The sequence below is a fragment of the Mycobacterium seoulense genome (assembly GCF_010731595.1).
GTDB classification, from domain to species: Bacteria; Actinomycetota; Actinomycetes; order Mycobacteriales; family Mycobacteriaceae; genus Mycobacterium; species Mycobacterium seoulense.
In genome coordinates this window covers 2,896,394-2,918,652 of sequence record NZ_AP022582.1, presented here as the reverse complement: position 1 = coordinate 2,918,652, position 22,259 = coordinate 2,896,394, and the positions used below count along the sequence as shown (strand labels likewise).

18 protein-coding genes and 1 riboswitch are annotated in these 22,259 nt (G+C 68.1%); of the genes, 8 read left to right on the top strand and 10 right to left on the bottom strand.

Going from position 1 to position 22,259, the window contains the following annotated elements:
• Positions 1-21: 21 nt before the first annotated feature.
• Complete coding sequence (locus G6N37_RS13260; protein WP_163680985.1) at positions 22-1,386, bottom strand: flavin monoamine oxidase family protein; 1,365 nt, start codon at positions 1,384-1,386, stop codon at positions 22-24.
• A gap of 118 nt (positions 1,387-1,504) precedes the next feature.
• Between G6N37_RS13260 and prpD the strand changes: the two genes are divergently transcribed.
• Positions 1,505-3,013, top strand: a complete 1,509-nt coding sequence (gene prpD, locus G6N37_RS13255; protein WP_163680983.1) for a 2-methylcitrate dehydratase PrpD — start codon at positions 1,505-1,507, stop codon at positions 3,011-3,013.
• Positions 3,014-3,130: 117 nt separating this feature from the next.
• On the opposite strand, the gene G6N37_RS13250 is transcribed toward prpD, so the two are convergent.
• On the bottom strand, positions 3,131-3,340 hold the full coding sequence (locus G6N37_RS13250) for a hypothetical protein (protein ID WP_163680981.1): 210 nt from the start codon (positions 3,338-3,340) through the stop codon (positions 3,131-3,133).
• Positions 3,341-3,462: 122 nt separating this feature from the next.
• Here G6N37_RS13250 and G6N37_RS13245 point away from each other — a divergent pair, with 122 nt between their 5' ends.
• Positions 3,463-5,187 (top strand): DUF3556 domain-containing protein, encoded by a 1,725-nt coding sequence (locus tag G6N37_RS13245; RefSeq protein WP_163680979.1) that lies wholly within the window; start codon positions 3,463-3,465, stop codon positions 5,185-5,187.
• A 90-nt stretch (positions 5,188-5,277) separates the two neighbouring features.
• Here G6N37_RS13245 and metE read toward each other — a convergent pair whose 3' ends face one another.
• The 8 genes from metE to G6N37_RS13205 form a co-directional block, all read right to left on the bottom strand.
• Positions 5,278-7,548 (bottom strand): 5-methyltetrahydropteroyltriglutamate--homocysteine S-methyltransferase, encoded by a 2,271-nt coding sequence (metE, locus tag G6N37_RS13240; protein WP_163680977.1) that lies wholly within the window; start codon positions 7,546-7,548, stop codon positions 5,278-5,280.
• Positions 7,549-7,701: 153 nt separating this feature from the next.
• A riboswitch (cobalamin riboswitch) is annotated at positions 7,702-7,865 on the bottom strand.
• 56 nt (positions 7,866-7,921) lie between these two features.
• On the bottom strand, positions 7,922-8,581 hold the full coding sequence (locus G6N37_RS13235; protein ID WP_163680975.1) for an SDR family oxidoreductase: 660 nt from the start codon (positions 8,579-8,581) through the stop codon (positions 7,922-7,924).
• A 91-nt stretch (positions 8,582-8,672) separates the two neighbouring features.
• Entirely contained in the window at positions 8,673-9,515 is an 843-nt protein-coding gene (locus tag G6N37_RS13230) for an SDR family oxidoreductase (protein WP_163680971.1), read from the bottom strand.
• A 77-nt stretch (positions 9,516-9,592) separates the two neighbouring features.
• Entirely contained in the window at positions 9,593-10,873 is a 1,281-nt protein-coding gene (locus G6N37_RS13225) for a TetR/AcrR family transcriptional regulator (protein WP_163685008.1), read from the bottom strand.
• Between the two features lie 139 nt (positions 10,874-11,012).
• A complete protein-coding gene (locus G6N37_RS13220) occupies positions 11,013-11,660 on the bottom strand; it encodes a nitroreductase family protein (RefSeq protein WP_163680968.1) in 648 nt (215 codons plus the stop codon).
• Complete coding sequence (locus G6N37_RS13215) at positions 11,660-12,763, bottom strand: acyl-CoA dehydrogenase family protein (protein WP_163680966.1); 1,104 nt, start codon at positions 12,761-12,763, stop codon at positions 11,660-11,662. The genes G6N37_RS13220 and G6N37_RS13215 overlap by 1 nt, the downstream gene beginning before the upstream one ends.
• The gene (locus G6N37_RS13210) at positions 12,760-13,905 is read right to left on the bottom strand and encodes an acyl-CoA dehydrogenase family protein (RefSeq protein WP_163680963.1); all 1,146 of its coding nucleotides are present in this window, start codon (positions 13,903-13,905) and stop codon (positions 12,760-12,762) included. Before G6N37_RS13210 ends, G6N37_RS13215 begins: the two co-directional genes overlap by 4 nt.
• Before the next feature lie 90 nt (positions 13,906-13,995).
• Positions 13,996-14,970, bottom strand: a complete 975-nt coding sequence (locus tag G6N37_RS13205) for an SDR family NAD(P)-dependent oxidoreductase (protein ID WP_163685006.1) — start codon at positions 14,968-14,970, stop codon at positions 13,996-13,998.
• Positions 14,971-15,107: 137 nt separating this feature from the next.
• On the opposite strand from G6N37_RS13205, the gene G6N37_RS13200 reads away from it, so the two are divergent.
• The 6 genes from G6N37_RS13200 to G6N37_RS13175 all read left to right on the top strand — a co-directional run bounded on the left by G6N37_RS13200 (position 15,108) and on the right by G6N37_RS13175 (position 22,258).
• Complete coding sequence (locus G6N37_RS13200) at positions 15,108-16,757, top strand: nitric oxide reductase activation protein NorD (protein ID WP_163685004.1); 1,650 nt, start codon at positions 15,108-15,110, stop codon at positions 16,755-16,757.
• A 108-nt stretch (positions 16,758-16,865) separates the two neighbouring features.
• Complete coding sequence (locus G6N37_RS13195; RefSeq protein WP_163680959.1) at positions 16,866-17,708, top strand: CbbQ/NirQ/NorQ/GpvN family protein; 843 nt, start codon at positions 16,866-16,868, stop codon at positions 17,706-17,708.
• 88 nt (positions 17,709-17,796) lie between these two features.
• Positions 17,797-18,909: an ABC transporter substrate-binding protein gene (locus G6N37_RS13190; protein ID WP_163680956.1), complete on the top strand. Its 1,113-nt coding sequence runs from the start codon at positions 17,797-17,799 to the stop codon at positions 18,907-18,909.
• Positions 18,910-18,916: 7 nt separating this feature from the next.
• Positions 18,917-20,059: a spirocyclase AveC family protein gene (locus G6N37_RS13185; protein WP_163680955.1), complete on the top strand. Its 1,143-nt coding sequence runs from the start codon at positions 18,917-18,919 to the stop codon at positions 20,057-20,059.
• On the top strand, positions 20,052-21,041 hold the full coding sequence (locus G6N37_RS13180; protein WP_163680952.1) for an SDR family oxidoreductase: 990 nt from the start codon (positions 20,052-20,054) through the stop codon (positions 21,039-21,041). Before G6N37_RS13185 ends, G6N37_RS13180 begins: the two co-directional genes overlap by 8 nt.
• Before the next feature lie 2 nt (positions 21,042-21,043).
• Entirely contained in the window at positions 21,044-22,258 is a 1,215-nt protein-coding gene (locus tag G6N37_RS13175) for a cytochrome P450 (RefSeq protein WP_163680950.1), read from the top strand.
• Position 22,259 lies beyond the last annotated feature (1 nt).

Here is a 22,259-nt window from a genome sequence, read left to right as displayed (position 1 = left end):
AGACGTGGCCATGTGATTTGATCAGGCGACCGCGGCGGTCTCGGCTTCCCGGACTTCAGTGGCGGCGCGTTCACCGGAGCGGATCGCGCCGTCGATCCACCCGCACATGACGGCCGAGCTCTCCGTCCCGGCCCAGTGGACGCGGCCACACGGCTCGCGCAGGGTGTAACCGAATTCGGTGAGCACGCCGGTCGGGGCGTGGCCGATCATCCCGCCGCCGGAGTAGCGCTCGATCGTCCAGTTCTGTTCGTGGTACTCCTGCGGCGTTCTGGCCTTCTCGCCGAATCGGTCGACCAGCTCGCCGACGAGCGCCGCCTTGCGCTCGGCTTCGTTGAGCTTCGTCAGCCGCCGCGCCGCGGGCCCCTCGCTGATGACGCACATGACGCCGGGGTCGCCGGTGTCAGTGCAGGCGTCGATGGTCAGGGTGGCCGGGGTCCCCGGTGCGGCCGACTGGCCGGACAGTCCGTCGGCGCGCCAGAAGGGCTCGTCGTACACGATTGACGTCTTGATGACCGCGCCGCTCGGCATGCGTTGGTGCAGCATCGCCCGGTCCACCGGAAGCATCGGCTCGTAGACGATCGACGAGGCGATCGCCAGCGGGATCGCCACGATGACCCGCCGGGCCCGCACGGTCAGGTCGGCCGCGGTCACCGTCACCCCGTCGGCGTCCTGGGCGATTTGGCGGACCGGCTGCGACAGGTGCACGGAGTCGCCGAGTTCGGCAGTGACGCGCCCGTAGATGGCGCCCATTCCGCCGACCGGGCGGGCGTCCTGGGAGCCGCCCTTGCCCGAAATCGCGAACGTCAGTCCGCCCGCCGACGCCGTCTGCAACAACCCCCACAGCAACGACGTCTCTGACGCCGCCGAGGTGTAGAGGCCGGCGAAGGCCATGTCCAGCATCTCACGGGCCTGCCTGGACATGGTGTTCTGTTCGATCCATTCCCCGACGCTGATGCGGTCCCATTCGTCGGCGTGTTTGGCATCCCAGGGGGCTTCCGGTGGAAGCGTTTTGGCCATCTTTTCGATCGACAGCAGGCCGACGCCGAGGTTGGCGACAGCCCACGGGCTCATCGTCCAGGGGACGGTGCCGCCGTAGCGGTGCTTCTTGCCGTCGATGATCATCATGGCGTCGCCGTCGTTGTGCTGCTTGTACTCGGCCACGCCGAACTCGTCCATCAGCGCGTAGATCCGGTCCTGGCCCGGTCCGATCCACGCGCCGCCGCGATCGATCCACGTCCCGTCGGGACGGTATTCGGTGAAGGTGCGGCCGCCGACCCTGTCGCGCGCCTCCAGCAAGGCCACCGAATGGCCTGACTGTTTCAACCGCAGGGCGGCCGTCAAGCCCGCGAATCCCGCTCCGACCACGCAATAATCGACCTCTGACACGGCTGGCTCCTCAACCTAGGCACCGCCCCAGGAGCAAACTACACCTCGGCCGGTCCCGGTGGCGGTGGGTTAACGGAGATTTCCGCAGGCGTTCTTGCCGGTCATAGGGTGCGGGTTTGTGTTGATCCATACGGTGCGGACGCGGCGCAGCTCCGACGACTTCCCCCGCGCCGAACACCTGGCGGCCAAGATCGCCGAAGTCGCCGTTGACGCCGTCGCCGTCGAGCCGGAAACCGCAGAGATGGTGGCGAATCGGATCATCGACAACGCGGCGGTCAGCGCGGCCGCCGTGCTGCGGCGGCCGGTCACCGTGGCGCGACAGCAGGCACTGGCCCATCCCGCGTCGCCCGGGGCCAGGGTTTTCGGCGTCGACGGCGCCTATTCGGCCGAGTGGGCCGCCTGGGCCAACGGTGTCGCGGTGCGCGAACTCGATTACCACGACACGTTTTTGGCCGCCGAATACTCCCACCCCGGTGACAACATCCCCCCGCTGGTCGCGGTCGCCCAGCAGCTGGGGCTGGGGGGTGCCGACCTGATCCGTGGCCTGGCCACCGCCTACGAAATCCAGATCGACCTGTGCCGTGGAATCTGCTTGCACGAGCACAAGATTGACCACGTCGCCCATCTGGGTCCGGCCGTGGCCGCCGGCATCGGGACCATGCTGCGGCTCGACACCGAGACGATCTATCAGGCGGTCGGCCAGGCGCTGCACCTCACCACCAGCACCCGCCAGTCCCGCAAGGGTCTGATCTCCAGCTGGAAGGCGTTCGCCCCTGCGCACGCGGGCAAGGTCGCCATCGAGGCCGTGGACCGCGCGATGCGCGGCGAGACATCGCCGGCGCCCATCTGGGAGGGGGAGGATGGGGTGATCGCCTGGCTGCTGGGTGGACCGGAGCGGGAATACCACGTGCCGCTGCCCGCGCCCGGTGAACCCAAGCGCGCCATCCTGGACAGCTATACCAAGGAGCACTCGGCGGAGTATCAGAGCCAGGCGCCGATCGACCTGGCGCGGCGGCTGCGGGCACGCGTCGGTGACCTCGCTGAGGTGGCCACGATAGTGCTGCACACCAGCCACCACACCCATGTCGTGATCGGAACGGGCTCGGGGGATCCGCAGAAGTTCGACCCGGACGCGTCACGGGAGACGCTCGACCACTCGCTGCCGTACATCTTCGCCGTCGCGCTGCAGGACGGCAGCTGGCACCACGAACGCTCCTACACCGCCGAGCGTGCCCACCGGCCCGACACCGTCGAACTATGGCGCAAGATCTCCACCGTCGAGGATCCGGAGTGGACCCGCCGCTACCACGCGGCTGATCCGGCGGAGAGGGCGTTCGGGGCGCGCGCCGAGGTCACGCTGAAGAGCGGTGAAGTGATCGTCGACGAGCTGGCCGTGGCGGACGCCCATCCGTTGGGCGCGCGGCCGTTCCGGCGGCCCCAGTACGTGCAGAAGTTCGCCGAGCTCGCTGGAGACGTCGTGGAACCGGCTGAGCGGGAAAGGTTTCTCTCCGCTGTGGCCGCGCTGGCCGACCTGCGGGCGGGCGACCTCGACGCGCTCAACGTCGTGGTCGATCGGCGGGCGCTCGAGCGGGCGCCGGTGATCGCGCCGGGCATCTTCCGGGAGTGAAATCGCGTGTGCTCTCACGGCTTTGAGTGTGCATCCAAGGCGCAGATTCCGCGGGTTTCTCGCCCTGGATGCACACTGAAAGCCCTCAGCTCACGCTCCGACGCGTGCGACCGCGGCTTAGCCCGGCCCGCCGTACTGCCACACCAGGTCGTGGGCGCCGGTCATCGTCGGGTTGCACCACATCGTCCTGTTGTTGGCGTCCTGGGTGGTCGCATGCAGCACCGTGCAGGCATCGCCCGGCCCCGGCGCGTCGGCCCGGGCGGCCGGTGCGACGGCGGTGGCGACGGCCAACACGGCGACCGAGCTGAGGATTCGAAGTCTGCTCATGGTGACGTCTCCTAAGGCCCGTGCCGACCCGCCTTAACGCTATCCGTCGCCCAAGTCGTGGGCAAAGGTTTCTTGCCCGGCTCGGGTGCCGCGCGCCTAGAACACGTTCTAATCTGACCACCATGGGATTTCTCAAGCCTGAGCTGCCGCAGCTCGACATGGCCGAGTGGAACAAGGGCACCCGTAGCGAGAAGATCCGTCCGATGGCCAAGCACTGGGCCGAGGTCGGCTTCGGCACGCCGGTCGCGCTGCACCTGTTCTACGTCGTCAAAATCCTGCTCTACATCCTCGGCGCCTGGCTGTTCGCCTCGGCGACCAACGGGTTCGGCGGCTTCACCAACGTCGCGTCGTGGTGGTCGGAGCCCATCGCTTTCGAGAAGGTCGTCCTCTACACGATGCTGTTCGAGGTGATCGGGCTGGGTTGCGGGTTCGGGCCGCTGAACAACCGGTTCTTTCCGCCCATGGGCTCGATCCTGTACTGGATGCGATTCGGCACCATCCGGCTGCCACCGTGGCCGGACCGAGTGCCCCTGACCGGCGGCACCAAGCGCAAGCCGATCGACGTCGCGCTGTACGCGCTGTTTCTGCTGGTGACGCTGAGCGCGTTGTTCGCCGACGGCACCGGGCCGATGCCCGAGCTCGGGACGACGGTCGGATTGCTGCCGGCCTGGAAGATCGTGCTGATCCTGCTGCTGCTCGGCGTGCTCGGCCTGCGCGACAAGGTCATCTTCCTGGCCGCGCGTGGCGAGGTCTACGCGACCATGGCGGTGACGTTCCTCTTCGGCGGGGTGGACATGATCGTCGCGTCCAAGGTGGTGTTCCTGGTCATCTGGATGGGCGCCGCCACCTCGAAGCTCAACAAGCACTTCCCGTTCGTGATCTCCACGATGATGTCCAACAACCCGCTGGTGCGTCCCCGGTGGCTGAAGCGGCAGTTCTTCGAGAGGTTCCCGGACGACCTGCGGCCCGGCCGGCTGTCGCGCTGGGTGGCGCACGTGAGCACCGCCATCGAGATGCTGGTGCCGCTGCCGTTGTTCTTCTGCCACAGCGGCTGGCCGATCACGGTGGCGGCCATCGTCATGGTCTGTTTCCACTTGGGCATTCTCGTGTCGATCCCGATGGGCGTCCCGCTGGAGTGGAACGTCTTCATGATCTACGGCGTGCTCGCGTTGTTCGTCGCGCACGCCAGGCTGGGCCTACGCGACCTGAGACACCCGGTGGTGGTGGCGATCCTGTTCGTGGTCATCGCGGGAATCGTCTTGCTGGGCAACCTGTTTCCACGCAAAATCTCGTTCCTGCCCGGGATGCGGTACTACGCCGGGAACTGGGACACCACGCTGTGGTGCATCAAACCCTCGGCCAACGACAAGATCACCCGGGGCATCGTGGCGATCGCGAGCATGCCGCAGGCTCAGCTGGAGCGGTTCTACGGCAGCCCGGAGGCCGCCCAGATCCCGCTCTACATGGGATATGCGTTCCGCGGGTTCAACACTCACGGCCGCGCGCTGTTCACGCTGGCGCACCGCGCGATGGCGGGCCAGAACGAGGACGACTACATCCTCATCGACGGCGAGCGCATTTGCAGCACCGCCATCGGCTGGAATTTCGGTGACGGCCACATGCACAACGAGCAGCTGATCGCCGCGCTGCAGGAGCGCTGCCACTTCGAGCCCGGCGAGGTGCGGGTGGTCCTGCTCGACGCCCAGCCGATCCACAAGCAGATCCAGGCCTATCGGCTGGTGGACGCGGCGACGGGCGAGTTCGAGCGCGGCATCGTCCGCGTCGCCGACATGGTGACCCGGCAGCCGTGGGCCGACGACGTCCCCGTCGAGGTGGTTTCCGAGTAGGCGAGCGAGCCCCGCGGTCGTAACGCCCGGGCGGAATCTGTTGCCCCATAGTCGCCCTGGCGTTACGCCCGCGAGCGTAACCACGAAACCTCAAGCCCCCGCCCGCACCTCCCGCGCCGCGGCGACCATGTTCCGCAGCGACGCGGTCACCTCGTCGGGGTTGCGGGTCTTCAGCCCGCAGTCGGGATTCACCCACAGCCGTTCCGCCGGCACGGCTCTCAGCGCCGCGCGCAACGACTCGGCCATCTCGTGCGTGCTCGGCACCCGCGGTGAGTGGATGTCGTAGACGCCCGGGCCGACGCTGTTGGAGAAGCCGACGGAGTTCAGGTCGTCCAGCACCTCCATGCGCGAGCGTGCCGCCTCGATGGACGTCACGTCGGCGTCCAGGTCGGCGATGGCCCCGATCACCTCACCGAACTCCGAGTAGCACAGGTGGGTGTGGATCTGCGTGGAGTCCGCGACGCCCGAGGTGGCCAAGCGGAAAGACCCTACGGCCCAACGCAAGTAGTCCTCCTGATCGGCGCGGCGCAGGGGAAGCAGCTCCCGCAGCGCCGGCTCGTCGACCTGGATCACGGCGATGCCGGCGGATTGCAGGTCCACGGTCTCGTCACGGATGGCCAGCGCCACCTGGTTGGCGGTGTCGGCCAGCGGCTGGTCGTCGCGGACGAACGACCACGCCAGGATCGTGACCGGACCGGTGAGCATGCCCTTCACCGGCTTGTCGGTCAACGACTGCGCGTACGTGATCCATTCGACGGTCATCGGGTGGGCGCGGATCACGTCGCCGTAGAGGATCGGCGGCCGCACGCAGCGGCTGCCGTACGACTGCACCCAGCCGTTCTGCGTCGCGAAGAACCCCTCCAGCTGCTCGGCGAAGTACTGCACCATGTCGTTGCGTTCGGGCTCGCCGTGCACCAGCACGTCGAGGCCGAGCTCCTCCTGCAACTTGATGACGCCGGCGATCTCCTCGCGCATCCGCTTCTCGTACTCCGCCTGGTCGATCTCGCCGGCCCGCAGCGCCGCGCGCGCCTTGCGGATCGCGGAGGTCTGCGGGTAGGAGCCGATGGTCGTCGTCGGCAGCGGCGGCAGCTGCAGCCGCGCTTCCTGGCTGGCGCGGCGCCGTGCCGCGTCGCCGCGGTGGGTGCCGCTGGCGACGATCGAGTCGATGCGGGCTCGCAGCCCGTCGTTGTGCAGCCGCGGATCGCTCTTGCGGGAGGCCACCGCGGCGTTGGACGCCGCGATCTCCTCGGCGACGGCCTCGCGCCCGTCGCGCAGGGCGCGCGCGAGCGTCACCACCTCGATCACCTTCTCCTGCCCGAACGCTAGCCAGCTGCGGAGCGCGTCGTCGAGTTCGGTTTCCGGTTCCAGCGAGTACGGGACGTGCATCGTGGAGCAGGAGGTCGAAACCGCCACCGTGGCAGCCGAACCCAGCAGGGTGGCCAGTTTGCCGAGCGCCGCCTCCAGGTCGGTGCGCCAGACGTTGCGTCCGTCGACGACGCCGGCCACCAGGGTCTTGCCGGACAACTCCGGAATGCCCGCCACGGCGGCGTCGGCTCCGTAAACCAGGTCGACGCCGATCGCCTCGACCGGGGTGCGGGCCAGCCCGGCCAGGGAGGCGCCGGGATCGCCGAAGTAGGTCGCGACGAAGATGGCCGGGCGGTTGGCCGATTTCCCGAGCGCGTTGTACGCGGCCTCGGCCAGTGCCGGCGCATCGGGGGAGATGTCGGTCACCAGCGCCGGCTCGTCGAGCTGCACCCACTGCGCGCCGTTGTCGGCGAGCAAGGACAGCAGATCCGCGTAGATTCCCACCAGCTCCTCGAGCCGATCGACGGGAGCGCCTGAGCCGTTGACAGCTTTGCTCAACAGCAGGAACGTGATCGGCCCGATGACGACAGGGCGGGCGGGAATCCCTTGCCCGAGAGCCTCTTTCAGCTCGGAAAGCACCTTGTCGGGGTTGAGCGAGAACGTGGTCGTCGGCTCGATCTCGGGAACCAGGTAGTGATAGTTCGTGTCGAACCACTTGGTCATCTCCAGCGGCGCGACGTCGGAGTTGCCCCGCGCCGCGGCGAAGTAGCGGTCCAGATCGTCGGAGACCTGTGCGGTGCGGGCGGGCAAGGCGCCGAGCATCACCGCCGTGTCCAGCATCTGGTCGTAATAGGAGAAGGTGTTCACCGGAACCGAGTCCAGGCCGGCGTCGTTGAGTGACTTCCACGTGTCGCGGCGCAGTGTGGCGGCGACGTTTTCGAGTTCAGCCCGGCTGGTTCGTCCGGCCCAGTAGCCCTCGGTGGCGCGCTTGAGTTCGCGTTTCGGGCCGATGCGGGGGGAGCCGATGACGGTGGCGGTGAATGGTTGAGAGGTCACGATCTGGTCCTATCAATCAGCGGGGTGGTCACCGCCGGAGGACGTGCAGCCGACCCGTTCCGGTGTGCACCTTTCGCACAACCGCAACGCCTTCAGCTATACGCCCATTCCACGGGGCGATGAACCGCCGGACGCGGCGCGCCCGGCACAGCCGGCAGGTCTTCGGACTCGCAGGCGCGCACCGACCGGTGCTCCTACTGGCCGTCGCTTCCCAATCTTTCGATCAGTGCGTGTGACGGCGGTCGTTCCTGCTCACCGCTGCGGGACAGTCCCGGACTTCCACCGGGTTCCCTCTCGCGTCGCATGTCTAACGTGCCTCGCTCGATGCCGGCGCCACGGTTGCGGCGACGGCAAACCAGCTGCGTACCGGAGCCTACCCCGGCCTTCGGATTCTGCTTGCCAACGCGTCGGCGATCGGTGTCTCGCCGTTGTTGAAGTCGATCGTTCGGCCGACGGTCGAATCGTCCGCGAGCGCGGCGGCCACCACGAGCGCGACGTCGGCCCGCGAGACCTCGCCCTTGCCCCGGCCGAGGGTGATGTGACCGGTGGGCGGTTCGAGGGTGAGCCGCCCCGGTCCCAGAACGGTCCAGTCGAGACCGCTGGCGCGCAGGTGGGCATCGGCCGCCGCCTTGGCCTCCGCGTAGTGAAAGAACGAATTCTCGCTCGGCACACCATGATCCGGCCCCGCCCCTAAGTAGGAGACCATCACGAATCGCCGGACGCCGGCCCGCGAGGCGGCGTCGATCACCCGCATGGCGGCGTCGCGGTCGACGGCGTAGGTCCGCGCCGGGTCGCCGCCGCCGGCCCCCGCCGAGAAGACGACCGCGTCGTGCCCGGCAAGCAGGCCGGCGAGGGCATCGGTGTCCAGCGCCTCGATGTCGGCCACCACCGGCGTGGCGCCGGTGGCGGCGACGTCGTCGGAGTGGTCGGGGTTACGGAACACCGAACCCACCTCGTCACCGCGTTGGCTCAGGATGCGGGCCAGTTGCAGCGCGACCTTGCCGTGGCCGCCGACGATGATGATCCGTGCCATGCCCCCGACGGTAGCGTTCGCGCGCCGAGCACCCGGTCAGCCGGGCGCTCGCGGCTCGGCGCCCGGCTGGCCGGGCACCCGACGGCTGCTACTAAAGCTTCACGCGCCCCATGATGATGTCGATGATCGGCTTGCCCGGCGGGTAGGCGTTGGTGAGCGAGGCCATCGTGTGCCCGTAGTCCACCAGCAGCGTGATCCCGCTGATGCCGAAGGCGGCGGCGCTGTTGAGGAACGCCATCACGTCACCCATCTGCTCCGGGGTGTGCACCTTCGAACCGGTCTCTTCGCGGTAGTCCTGGGCGAAGGTGAGCCAGAGGTCGGCGTTGGCCTGGGCGAGGGGGGTGTCGGTGGGGCCGGGGCAGATCGCGTTGATCCGGATGCCCTTCTTCAGCAGCGGGTAGCCCTGGGTCGCGACGTAGGCGTTCACGACCTTCTTGGAGAAGCCGTAGTGGATGATGCCTTCGGCTTCGTGCGCCTTGACCCACTCCTGCGCAGAGGCGAAGTCCGGCGTGGCGAGGAACTCCGTCAGCAGCTCCAGGTCGTTCTCCCAGCCCATGCCGGCGACCGAGGAGATGAAGCAGATCGCCGAGCCCGAGGGTAGCTGGTTCTTCTCGAGCAGCCGGTCGATGAGGTGGCGGTGGCCGATGAAGTTGATCGCCATCAGGTCGGTTGTTCCGTCGGCGATGCCGGCGGCCGAGAACAAGGCGTGGACCGGACCGTCCAACTGCTCGAGTGCGGCGTCGATCGATGCGGGATCGCGCAGGTCCACCTGGATGGACTTGGCGACGTCGTAGTTCACCGGCGCGTAGTCCATCACGATCACTTCGGCGCCCAACTCGGCCGCTGACTTGGCCGCGGCCGCACCCATGCCGGTGGCGCCGCCTACGACAAGAGCCCGCTTGCCGTCGTAGCGCAACCGATCGACAATAGTCATGGAAATCCCCTTCTCGTTCATTGCCAACGCGGTTCTAATCGCCCAACTGTATGGGTAACAGTTTTTTGGTTCAACACCTACCCGGCGCGAACCGCGACGCCACGCAAAACCGTGTCGCGGACGTGCACCAGCGCGGCGCGTTTGCCGACCTCGGCAAGAATGTTCTCCGGTATCCACTGCAGGCCGATGACGCACCGCGCGAGCATCGTGGTGGATGCCGCGTCCACACTGATCTCCCCGGAGCGGATGCCTTCGGAAAGAAGCGTTTTCATCTGCCGAAGCCGGGTCGCGTACAGCCAGCCCGGGTTGGGAGTGTCCGGCGGTGATTGCCGCATCCACGCGAGCTGAATGCGGAATTCGTCGGAGAACCGATCGAGGGCGTTGACGTTGACCCAGCTCAGCGCGTCAAGCTTTTCGATGGGCGTGGCATCCGCGCGCAGGACGTCGACCCAGCCTGCCTCGACCTTGCGGCCGAACGATTCCATGATCGACGCGAGAAGTTCGTCCTTGGATCCGATCACCCGGTAGACGGTTCCGGTGCCCAGGCCGGCCGCGGAGGCGATGTCCCGGATGGTGGTGGCCTCGTAGCCCTTGCGGCCGAATTCCGTTCGCGCCACCGCGCGGACGTGCGCCGCCTTGTCGCTGGGGTCGGCCTCGCTGTCGTCCGACCACGTTGCGATGACGTCCCTGGCGGCTGCGAAGGCATTGGACCGGTCGAGCGCCGAGTCGGTGGGCGGCCGGGTTGCCAGCCCCTGCAACATGATTCGGCAAAGCAGCGCGGCCACCTGGTCGGCGGGGGACTTGTGACGCATGACGTCAAGGCCGACCTGCAGCATGGTCTGGCAGATCCGGTCGGCCAACGTGGGCAGGTCGATGTCGGGTTTGATGTAGCCGCTCCACCTGCCGGCGCGCAGCGTCTGCAGCATCGCCTCCTGGATGGCCACGGGCCGCTGCTGCGTCAGTTTCATCAACTCCGGGTCCGTGCTCGGCCCCTCGTAGAACGACATCTGTAACGCGGCGCGGTGCTGCACGGCGCAGTTGGCGATGGCCGAGCCCAGCTCGACAATCTGCTCGGGGACGGGGCGCGGGTCGGCTTTGTCCAACTTCGCTTGCGCGGCTTGCCCGATCCGGTCCAGATCGTCCTGATAGCGGTGGATCAACTCGATGAGGATCGCTTCTTTGGACTCGAAGTGGTGATAGAGACTGCCGGGCAGAATGCCGGCCGCGTCGGCGATCTCCTGCAACGACGTGCGTAATCCCGATTGCGCGATCAACGAGGCCGCCGTGGTCAGGATTTCGGTTCGGCGCGTACCCAGATCGGCTGTGGCGCCGGCTCGCAATGACTCCGCTTTCGGCATGATCAGCGGTGCGCGCATCCGGACGACTGCGGACTGGCATCCATTCGCATTCGTCCCTCTCGCCGAACCAAATCTTTGTTAAAGGTTATCAGACCGGGCGCGACGAATGCGCTGCATAGCGGCGGTGACGGGGACCATTCTAGAACGCGGGCCCGTCCCAACCGTCACTCGCGACCACCTCGCCGACGGGCCGTCGCCGGGCGGGCCGGAACGTGTGCCCGGCGCGCAGCCGGCCCACCGGAAGCAGACATCCCTGGACATAGGTTTCGGGAATCCCGAGCAACCGCCGCACCTCCTGCTCGCGATGCAGATGCAGGGTGGTGATGCAGGTGCCGTAGCCCCGGGTGTGCAGCGCCAGCTGAAAGTTCCACACTGCCGGGAAGATCGAGCCGTAGAGTGTGGCCTGGTGAAATGATTCGTCGCCCTCGATGCGCGGCAGGTAGGGCTGGTAGCAGGGAATCACCAGCAGCGGAACCCTCGCCATGTTGGTGACCAACCACTCCGTCGACGACATGATCCGGCCTTCGGGCGTCCCCCCCGGCATCAGGTCGGCGATCAGCCGGCCACCGACCCGCAGCAGGTACGCCGCGCGGTACAGCTCGGCGATCTCGTTGCGCAAAGCCGGGTCGCTGACCACGAGCCACCGCCAGGACTGCTGATTGGACCCGTTGGCCGCTTGCAAACCGATGCGCAGGCACTCCCGGATGTCCGCGAGGTCGACCGGCGCGTCCACGTCGAGCGTCTTGCGCGCCGAGCGGGTGGCGGTGAGGAGGTATTCGATATCCATCACCGATGACCCCTGTTCGCAAGGCGCGCACCGAGTTCGGTGAGGTATCGGTCCGGCCCAGCCAGGAACGCGCTCCAGCTCAGCAGGCGCTTGAGGTAGAGGTGCGCGTCGTGCTCCCAGGTGTAGCCGATTCCGCCGAACACCTGGATGGCCGTGTCGCCCACCGTGGCGAGGCGCCCGGCGAACGCCTTCGTCCGGATGGCGGACTGGTGCCGCTCGTCGGCGTCGGCGTTGTCGGCGGCCCACAGCGCGTGGATCACACCGCTGCGGGCCAATTCGACGGTCTCGAACATGTCGACGCACAAATGCTGGACCGCCTGGAACGAGCCGATCGGCTGCCCGAATTGCGTTCTGGTTTTGGCGTATTCGATGGCCATGGTCATGACGGCTCGCGCGGCACCGAGCGCGTCGGCGGCGGTGGCGATCAACACGTCGTCAATCACCGCCGCGGCATCCGCCGGTGACGCCGTGGCGAGTCGCTGTGCGGGCGCCGAGTCGAACGCCACCCGGAACTGCTTGCGGGTCTGGTCGATACCGCGCTCGGGGGCGACCGAGACACCCGGCGACGCGGTCCGCACCGCGAAAAGCCCTGGACCGCCGTCGTCCTCGGCGAGGGCCAACAGCACGTCCGCGGCGGCGGCGTCGGGTACGGCGGCGATTTCGCCTCGCAACACGACGTCGCCGCCTTGGCGGCTCGCGGCGACCGACGCGGTGTCGGCATTCAGGAAGCACACGGTGGCGACCGTGGTGCCGTCGGCGATCCCGGTGAGCAGCTCGGCCGCGGCGGCGGTGGCGCCGAGCCGCGTCAGCGCCCGGGCCGCGGCGACCGCGGTCGACAACCACGGGCCCGGGTGCAGGGCGGCACCGAGTTCTTCGGCAACGATTCCGGCCTCCACCATCGTCATGCCGGCGCCGCCGTAGTCCTCCGGCACCAGCAGGCCGGTGGTCCCGAGCCCGGCCAGGCCGCGCCACACAGGTTCGGTGGTGCCGGTCGGGCCGTCGAGCAGCGGGCGCACATGATCGGAGACGGACGCCTTTTCCGCGAGATAGCGGCGCGTGGTGTCGCGCAGCGCCACCTGTTCGTCGGTGAGTTCGAGGTTCATGTGCGCGGCAACCCCAGAACCCGCTGGGCGGTGATGTTCTTGTTGATCTGACTGGTGCCGCCCGCGATGGTGAGCGAGCGCGACGTCAGGCGGTAGTTCGCCCACGGCGCGCCGGCGCCGCTGGTGCCCAGCACGTCGAAGGCCAGGGCGGCCATGTCCTGCCCGATTTCCCCCCACACGGTCTTGGCGAGGCTGGCCGACCCGAACGCGTCACCGCCGTGCAGCGTGGCCGAGATCGACCTCTGGCACAGGACTTCCAGATACTTGATGCGAAGCGCGATTTCACCGAGGCGCCGCAAAGTCACGGGGTCTGCGAGCGCGTCGGTGTGCGCGGCGATGTCGTCGGCCAATTCTTCGAGCCGAACCTGCATTTCGGCGTACAGCCGGGCAGCGCCGGCGCGCTCGTGGCTGAGCGTGGTGGTGGCCACCCGCCAGCCGCCATTCAGCGGCCCGAGCAACGCGTCCGCCGGCACGCGCACGTCGTGAAAGAAGACCTCGGCGAAATCGGCGTCGCCGTTGAGCGTCACCAGCGGACGCACTTCGATGCCGGGCAGTGTCATGTCGACGATCAGGCAGGAGATGCCCTTGTGCTTGGGCGCTTCGGGATCAGTGCGCACGTATAGCTGGCACCAGTCCGCCCGATGCCCGAGCGACGTCCAGATCTTCTGGCCGTTGACGACGAAGTCGTCACCATCGCGCACCGCGCGAGTGCGCAGTGCCGCGAGATCGGACCCCGCTTCGGGTTCCGACATCCCTTGGCACCAGATGTCGTCGGCGCGCATCATGCGGGGGAGCAGCGCGAGCTTCTGTGACTCCGTTCCGTATTGCATGATGGCCGGCGCGATGTTGTTGAGCCCAATGACGTTGAGCGGCATGGGGGCTCGGGCCCGCGTGGTTTCCTCGGTGTAGACCAGTTGCTCGAGAACCGTCGCGCCGCGGCCGCCGTACTCGCGAGGCCACGAGACCGCGGCCCAGCCCGCATCGGCCATCGTCGCGCTCCACGCGCGCAGCATCTCGAACGCGGCGTCATCGCGTCCGGAGGGCCGACGCGCGGCCACCAGCTCGTCGGTCAGGTTCTCCGATAGCCAGTCGCGCAGCTCGATGCGGAACTGCTCCACTTCCGCCGGGTATGAAAAGTCCACTTTTCCTTGTTCTCTGGTGAATTTGCGACCTAGCCGGACTTTACGGTTGAGCCGATAGCCGGTCAACAACGTCGGCGACAGCGCGTAGCCCTAGCTCCCCGGTGGTTCGGGGAAGGCGACGTCGGCCCCGCCCGGCATCGCGCTGACGCCGCGTCGCGCACATACTTCGAGCACCTCGTCCACGATCGACGCGGGCACGAAGAACTTCTCCGTCGACGAGATCTCCTCGAGGTGCGCCTGGATGTCTTCGGCCGTCGGTTGGCTCTGGGCGTCCGCGAGCCATCCCTCGCTCAGTCCGACGAACACGCGCGCGTAGCGGCCGGCGGCGGCCGAATAATTGCGGTGGGTGAACCTGCACGCGCTGCTGGCGAGGAAGGTCACCAGCGGCACGACGAGTTCGGGTCTGATGGCCTGCATGAAGCCGGATTCGGCGAGGAACTTCTCGTCGCCGACGGTCTCGGTCACCATGCGTGAGAAGCCGGTCGGCATAACGGAGTTCGCGACGATGCCGTGCGCCTCGCCCTCGATCGCGATCACGTTCGTCAACCCCACCAGGCCCGCCTTCGCCGCGGCGTAGTGGGCCTCCATCGGCTGACCGAAGATCCCGGCGGACGACGAGATGAACACGAACCGGCCGCCCCCGTTGTTCTTCATCACGCGGTACGCCGGCTGCGACAGATGGAAGCCGCCGTCGAGATGCACCCGCAGCATCCGGGACCAGTCGTCGAGCGAGAGGTCCTCGAATGCGACGGTGCCGAAGATGCCGGCGTTGCTGATGACCGCGTCCAACCGCCCGAACGCACCGGCGGCCGCGTCGATGATCGCCTGGCCGCCCGCGGGGCTGTCGACCGAGTCGTAGGAGGCGATCGCGGTGCCACCGGCCGTCTTGATCTCGTTGACCACGTCGTCGGCGACGCGGGAGTCCGTGCCCTCGCCGCGCATCGAGCTCCCGATGTCATTGACCACCACCGCGGCGCCGCGGCGCGCCAGGTCCAACGCGTACAGCCGACCCAGTCCGCGGCCCGCGCCGGTGACGACCGCGACCTGCCCGGTGAAGTCAATCACCATGTGCTCCTTGCCCTGATTGACTGCCGTGGCACCGGACTCTACGGTGGAACAGATATTTGGTCAACGGAGTCCAGGCGGTTCGGAGATTGAGCGTGTCCACCGACGTTCGGGGTGACCGGTTGCCGGGCCTCGGCATGCTCGCGTCCGCGCTGGCGGGCCGGGCCGTGGCGGTCGCCGAAGTGGGTCCGGGCGAACCGTCATGGACCCACGGCCAGACCATTCACGTCGATGCCGGTGCGAGCGCCCGCGGGCAGCTCGAAGCCGTTGCCGTGCAGGCGTCGATGATCGCGGCCGGTAGCCTGGATCCGGACGTGATGCGCCGCCTGCTGCGCCGCCCACGGGTGGCCAAGCGCTACCTGGCGGTGGAGGGGCACCGCGCGCTCGCCGCCAATGCCGACCTGCTGCCGGGTGTGCTGGCGTCCCTGGGCGACCCCGACACCGCGCGGCGCAGCGATTCGCCCGCGGCTTCGCTGCGGATCGCCAACGGGCGGATGGCGATCGGCGATGCGGCACCGGAATTCGGCGTCATCCGCGCGGCGAAGGTGCTGGCCGCCTGCGCCCGGGCGGCCGAACGGCGGGACAAGGAAAACCCCCAGCACGTACCGAGGCGCCCCGCCACCAGCGAACTGGCGGAACTCGACGACGGCGAGACCGACGATTGCGACGATCCCGACATGTTCACCAGCCCGGTGGGCGGGGGCGGTTTCATCGGCAAGTGGCTGAAGAAGATGCTCTCGTCGGCGCGCAAGACCGGGAGCGGCGGGGGACCACCCGGCGCGGATACCCCGACGCATCGGACCAACTCCGCCAAGCGCGGATTGCACGCGGTGACGTCGCTGGCCGCCACGTCGAGCGGGGAGGACGGGGACCAGCCGAAGTCCACCGACGGTGTCACCTACCCGGAATGGGACGTCGGGCGAAGGATGTACCGGCCGGCGTGGTGCACCGTGCGCGAGGTCGAGGCCGAGATCAAAACGTCGGCGACGCATGCGATCGAAGCCGCGGTCAGCGTGCGCCGCCCGCTGTCTAGGCTCGGGATGGGCCTGCACCGCCGCCACCGGCAGACGCAGGGCGACGACATCGACATCGACGCGGCGGTCGAGGCTCGCGTCGAGGTGCTGGCGGGGTCGGTGCCCGACGAGGCGGTGTACCTCGACAGCCTGCGGCGCCGGCGAGATCTGTCGGTGCTCCTTCTGCTCGATGTGTCGGGGTCGGCCGCGGAGCCCGGCACGGTCGGGCGCACGGTGCACGAGCAACAGCGCACGGCGGTCGCCAACCTCATGGTCGCCCTGCACGACCTGGGTGACCGGGTCGCGCTCTACGCCTACTACTCGCAGGGCCGGCACGCGGTGAACATGGTGCCGGTCAAGCGGTTCGACGACCACCTCGACGCCCGAGTCATGCGGCGGCTCAACAGCCTCGAGCCGGGAGCGTATTCGCGCCTGGGCGCGGCCATCCGGCACGGATCGGCGGTGCTGGAGGCGCGCGGCGGTACGTCGCGACGGCTGCTGGTGGTGCTGTCCGATGGACTGGCCTACGACCACGGCTACGAGCGGGCCTACGGTGCCGCCGATGCCCGCCGCGCCTTGACCGAGGCCCGCCGCCGCGGCACCGGCTGCGTGTGCTTGACCGTCGGCGCGGGCACCGACGTGCAATCGCTGCGCCGGGTGTTCGGTAGCGCCGCACACGCCACGATCGCGCGCCCGGACCAACTCGCGGGCGTGATCGGCCCGCTTTTCCGGTCCGCGCTGCGCTCGGCCGAGGTCCGGCGCAGGGTGTCATGACGGGCTACGGGATTGGGTTGTCGAGCCTAAACCGGCTCGTCAGGGAGCTTGAAACAAACATCTGTTCCGCGATAGGCTCGCTTCACCGTGGGTAGCAAAGGGGAAGCTATGGCCAACGAGTCCGGGCTGGTGCACCGCAACGGCGCGATGCCCGAGGCCGAGGGGTCGCGCCCCTACTACAAGGCGATCGGCGGCGAGGAAGCCATTTTCAAGGCGGCGTACCGCCAGGGTCTGGCGCTGGTCCTGAAGGGGCCCACGGGTTGTGGCAAGACCCGATTCGTCGAGGCCATGGCTCACGATCTCGGCCGGCCGCTGATCACGGTCGCCTGCCATGACGACCTCACCACCGCCGACCTGGTCGGCCGGTACCTGCTGCAGGGCGACGAAACCGTGTGGGTTGACGGCCCGCTGACGCGCGCGGTGCGCGAAGGGGCGATCTGCTACCTCGACGAGGTGGTGGAAGCCCGCCAGGACACCACCGTGGTCCTGCATCCGCTCGCGGATCACCGGCGGCAGCTGCCGATCGAGCGTCTCGGCGTCACGCTGGACGCGGCGCCCGGGTTCGGCCTGGTGGTGTCCTACAACCCCGGCTATCAGAGCGTGCTGAAAGACCTCAAGGATTCGACCCGGCAGCGGATGGTCGCCATCGAATTCGATTTCCCCGCAGCCGATGTCGAACAGGGGATCGTCGCGCACGAGGCCGGCGTGGACGGTGTCACCGCCGCGGAACTGGTGCGTTTAGGGCAGGCCATCCGCCGGCTGGAAACCGGCGGGCTGCGCGAGGTCGCGTCGACCCGCGTGCTGATCGCCGCGGGCAGGCTGGTGGCGGAGGGGCTCACCATGCGGGAGGCGGCCCGGGCCGCGATAGCGGGACCGCTCACCGACGACGTGGCGGTGGGCAGGGCCCTGGGCGAGATGATCGAGATCTACCTGGGCGGCGCGGCCGGATGATTGACGCTGCATACCGCCACCGCTAGGGTCTGAACAAATATTAGGTTTGCCATGGGTCCGCGTGTGAAGCTGTCACCTGGGAGGTCGGATGTCCTACGAAAGCAGCGCTGAGCCGATCAAGGTCGGCTACCTGATGGACTTCACGCTGCCGCCGGGATTCCCCGAGGAACTGATGGCGAGTTTCACGCGGTGCTTCGACCTCATCTTCGAAGAGGCCCTTGGACAGGGCCTGATCGATCGCCCCGTGCAGATGGTCTACCGGGAAGTGGAGGGCTTGCCCAAGGGTTCGGTCAAGGCCGTGATCGACGCGTTCGGTGAGCTCGTCGACGAGGGCTGCCTGGTGGTGTTCGGGCCGCACATCACCGACAACTGCGTGCCGACCCGCGAGGCGATCGAAGAGCGGTTCAAGGTGCCTGCGATCAGCGTCACCGGCACCGACGACTGGCTGGGCGAATGGACGTTCGCGTTCCCGCAGGGCTCGATGACCGACGAGCCGATCTTCATCGCCGACCTCGTCACCAAACGCGGGCTCTCCGAAATCGGGGTCCTCGTGGAACAGAATTTGATCGGCGAGAGCTATCTGAAGAACCTGCGAAGCGCGTGCCGCCGCAAGGGCATCCGCATCGTCGCGGAAGCGGCCATCGCCCAGACCGCGCAAGACATCAACGACGCCGTCCGCACGCTGCACGAGGCCAAGGCCGAGGCGATCGTGCATCTGGGGTTTGGCTTCGGCATCGTCTTCATCAACCCCGCGCTGGAGGCGGTGGACTGGGATCCGCCGCGATTCACCACCACCGCATTCCAGAACGCCTGGGTCAACCCGATCATGTGGAACGCGTTCATGGGCTGGGTCGGGGTCGACCAGTACGACGAGCAGAACCGGCTGGGTCAGGATTTCCTCGACCGGTACGCGCAGAAGTACGACGGCAGCCGGCCCGAATATTGCGTATCGGTGGTGAACCATGACGTGGCAGCCACACTCGTCCGCGCGTTCGCCGACGCGCACCCGCTGAGCCCGCGCGGGGTCAAAGAGGCGTTGGAGCGGGTCAAGATGATGCCGGCCGCCTCAGGTGCGCCGGGCACCCGCGTCTCCTTCGGGAAATGGACTCGCCGCGCGTGGATGGGCGCGGGCTATCTGGTGGCCCGGACGCTGGACGCCGACGGCACCAACTCGCATCTCGTCGATCGCTTCGGAGAGTGAGGCTGCAATGAGCACTGGCCAATCCACATCGCCGGTGGCGCAGGAGCAATCCGCGTCCCCGCGGCACGCCGGGCAGCGGGGCTGGGGCGGCTGGATCGCCGGCGCCGCCCTCGCCGCGTTCGCGCTCTTCTTCATCGCGAATTGCCGCGTCGCCCTGGACCCACGCGTCGCAAACCCGAACGTGCAGGGCCGGCCCCGCCCGGTGAAGTTCATCTTCGGCCTGGACTACATCACCTTCCTGCACGTTGCCACCTGCGTCATGCTGCTCGTGTTGCTGGCGGTGTTCATCAGGGGCTGGCGCCGCAACCCCGGCAGCCCCGTGATGCTGATGTTCCTGTGCACCACGCTGATCGTGTGGCAGGACCCGATCATGAACTGGTCGCCGTTCGCGGTCTACAACCCCGACCTGATCCACTGGCCGGAGTCGTGGCCGCTGGTCTCGCTGTCGCCGACCGTCGAGCCCTTCGTCGTATTCGGTTATGTGATGTTCTATTTCGGGCCCTACTTCCCGGCGATCTGGATCCTGCGCAAACTGCAGGCCAAGTACGGGCCGACGGCGTTCGTGTCGCGCCACCCGCTGGTCAGCCTGGGCCTGCTGACCTGTGCGATCGGCTTCGTCTTCGACGCCTGGCTGGAAATTCAGCTCGTCCACATGGGCATGTACATCTACTCCCAGGTGATCCCGTGGGGCTCGGTGTTCACCGGCACGACGTTCCAGTTCCCGCTGATCTGGGAGTCGTTCTCGGTGACCTTCGTGATGGTTCCGGCGGCGATACTCTGCTACCGCGACGACACCGGTAAATCGGTGGCGGAGAAGCTGGCCGCGAAGGCCAGGATCTTCCCGACGCGTCCGGTGCTCGGCACATTTCTGGTGATGTTCGCCATCATCAACGTGTCCTACTTCGCCTACGGGGCGTGGTTCTGGGCCATCAAGGTCAGTCACGCGGCGACCTCCGTCGCCTGCCCGTGGCCGTATCCGGAAGCCAAAGTGTATGACCCGCAAGGGTTCTACGAGAAGGCCGGCGCCAAAGGCCCGTACTCGGTCGGTATCTGGTCGACGTGGGCGAGCGGTGAACCGAACGGGCGGCCGCACGTCGATCCGCCGCCGCCGGGTGTGGGCCCCTGCGCAACCCCGAGCGCGCATGGCTGAGCCGCGCAGCGTCGTCATCACCGGCGCGTCCCGAGGTCTGGGGTTCGCGTCGGCGGTGCGCCTGTACCGCGAAGGCTGGCGCGTGGTCGCGGCCATGCGCACACCCGACGGCGGGCTCCCGCTGCTGCGGGAGGCCACCGGGGCCGCGCACGACGACGACCGGCTGGTCGGCGTGCAGCTCGACCTGCTCGATCCCGCGTCGATCTCAGCGGCGGCCAAGGCCATCGAGGAAGCCGTCGGCGCTCCCTATGCGCTGGTGCACAACGCCGGGATCTCCGCCGCCGGAATGGTGGAAGAGACCGATATGGCCTTGTGGCACAGGATGTTCCAAACCAACGTCATGGGCCCGGTTGCGCTCACCCAGGCATTGCTGCCATCGATGCGGGCGGCCGGCGAGGGACGCATCGTCCTGGTCTCCAGTGCGGCCGGGGTGCGCGGCCAGCCGGCCACCGCGCCGTACTCGGCGGCCAAGGGCGCGTTGGAGCGGTGGGGTGAAGCGATGGCGTGCGAGATCGCGCCCTTCGGACTGGGCGTCACCGTCCTGGTTGCCGGCACGTACGACACCGAGATCATCACCGACGCGGGCACCACCGACGATCGCGACCTCGGCGGTCCGTACGCCCGGCTGCACAACACCATGAACAGCCGGGGCAGGGCCGCGATGAAACTCGCCAGGCCACCCGAGCGGTTCGCCGACGGCCTGGTCAAGGCGCTGGATGACCGGGTGCCCTTCCGCCGCCGCGGGATCGGACCGGATGCGTCGATGCTGTTGGCGGCCAACAGGATCCTGCCGGCTTCCGGCATGCATCACATGTCGCGGGTCGTGCTTGGCATACCCAGGCAGGGTTCGATGCGGGACGGCGCCTGGCCGCTGACGGTGGGCCAACGGGCGATGGTGTTCGCGGCGCGCGTTCTACCGCAGCCGGTGTTGCAACGCTTGGCCGCGCTGGCGGCGAAGCGCCGCAGGGGAAATGAGGGGTAACAATGGAACAGCTTTTCGACGACCTGGAGGACTTCGGCGCCTTCGACGACGCGGTCTCGGGCGACGTGCGCGACCCGTACACGGAACTGGCGCGGCTGCGCCGCGAGGACCCCGTTCAGCGCCTGGACGTTTCCGGGATGCCGCATGAGGAATCCAAACCGGTCTTCATCGTCTACCGCTACGAAGAAGCCCAGCAGATGCTGCGCGACAACGAGACGTTCTCGTCTGCGGCCGTCATCGCCGCGTTCGGCCCGGTGCTGGGGGAGCGCGTCATGCTGGGCATGGACGAACCGGTGCACGGGCGGCTGCGGTCACTGGTGTCAAAGGCGTTCTCGCAGAAGGCCCTGGCGCGCTGGGAGGACGAGCTTGTCGGGCGGGTGGGCAACAGCCTGATCGACAAGTTCGCGGCGAACGGAAAGGCCGACCTGGTCAAGGAATTCACCTTCGACTACCCGAGCCAGATCATCGCGGGCCTGCTGGGCCTGCCGGAGGAGGACTATCCGCAGTTCCAGCGGTGGTCGATCTCGTTGCTGAGTTGGATCCTGAACCCCGAACGCGGCCTTGCCGCCTCGGCCGCGCTCTGTGACTACTTCGCACCTATCCTGCAGGCCCGCCGCGCCGAACCCAAGGACGATCTGATCAGCGCGCTGGCTGAGGCGGAGATCGACGGGGAGAAGCTCGCGGACGAGGAGATCTACTCGTTTCTGCGCCTGCTGCTGCCCGCCGGGGTGGAGACGACGTACCGGTCGTTGGGCAGCCTGCTGCTGGGCCTGCTTTCGGATCCCACACAGCTGGACGCCATCCGCGCGGACCGGTCGCTGCTGCCGCAGGCCATCGAGGAGGGCGTGCGGTGGGAGCCGCCCCTGCTGACCATCACCCGGGTGGCCACCCGGGACACCGAACTCGGCGGGGTGCCGATACCGGAAGGCTCGACGGTGATGCCGATGCTGGGCTCCGCCAACCGCCAGGAAGACCGCTACCCCGATCCGGACAGGTTCGACATCTTCCGCTCATCCAGGGCCCACCTGGGCTGGGGGCACGGCGTGCACGTCTGCCTCGGCATGCACCTGGCGCGGCTGGAAATGCGCACCGCCGTCAACCTTTTGCTCGACCGGCTGCCCAACCTGCGGCTAGACCCCGACGCGGACGACCCGCACATCCGCGGGCAGGTCTTCCGCTCGCCCACGTCGGTGCCGGTGCTGTTCGACCCCCAATGAC

Coding starts and splice junctions, on each gene's coding strand:
- G6N37_RS13220 (WP_163680968.1), bottom strand. CDS start 11,660: ATGGATATCGAATACCTCCTCACCGCCACCCGCTCGGCGCGCAAGACG.
- G6N37_RS13190 (WP_163680956.1), top strand. CDS start 17,797: ATGTCCTACGAAAGCAGCGCTGAGCCGATCAAGGTCGGCTACCTGATG.
- G6N37_RS13180 (WP_163680952.1), top strand. CDS start 20,052: ATGGCTGAGCCGCGCAGCGTCGTCATCACCGGCGCGTCCCGAGGTCTG.
- G6N37_RS13225 (WP_163685008.1), bottom strand. CDS start 10,873: ATGCCGAAAGCGGAGTCATTGCGAGCCGGCGCCACAGCCGATCTGGGT.
- G6N37_RS13235 (WP_163680975.1), bottom strand. CDS start 8,581: ATGGCACGGATCATCATCGTCGGCGGCCACGGCAAGGTCGCGCTGCAA.
- G6N37_RS13185 (WP_163680955.1), top strand. CDS start 18,917: ATGAGCACTGGCCAATCCACATCGCCGGTGGCGCAGGAGCAATCCGCG.
- G6N37_RS13195 (WP_163680959.1), top strand. CDS start 16,866: ATGGCCAACGAGTCCGGGCTGGTGCACCGCAACGGCGCGATGCCCGAG.
- G6N37_RS13200 (WP_163685004.1), top strand. CDS start 15,108: ATGCTCGCGTCCGCGCTGGCGGGCCGGGCCGTGGCGGTCGCCGAAGTG.
- G6N37_RS13245 (WP_163680979.1), top strand. CDS start 3,463: ATGGGATTTCTCAAGCCTGAGCTGCCGCAGCTCGACATGGCCGAGTGG.
- G6N37_RS13175 (WP_163680950.1), top strand. CDS start 21,044: ATGGAACAGCTTTTCGACGACCTGGAGGACTTCGGCGCCTTCGACGAC.
- G6N37_RS13230 (WP_163680971.1), bottom strand. CDS start 9,515: ATGACTATTGTCGATCGGTTGCGCTACGACGGCAAGCGGGCTCTTGTC.
- G6N37_RS13215 (WP_163680966.1), bottom strand. CDS start 12,763: ATGAACCTCGAACTCACCGACGAACAGGTGGCGCTGCGCGACACCACG.
- G6N37_RS13250 (WP_163680981.1), bottom strand. CDS start 3,340: ATGAGCAGACTTCGAATCCTCAGCTCGGTCGCCGTGTTGGCCGTCGCC.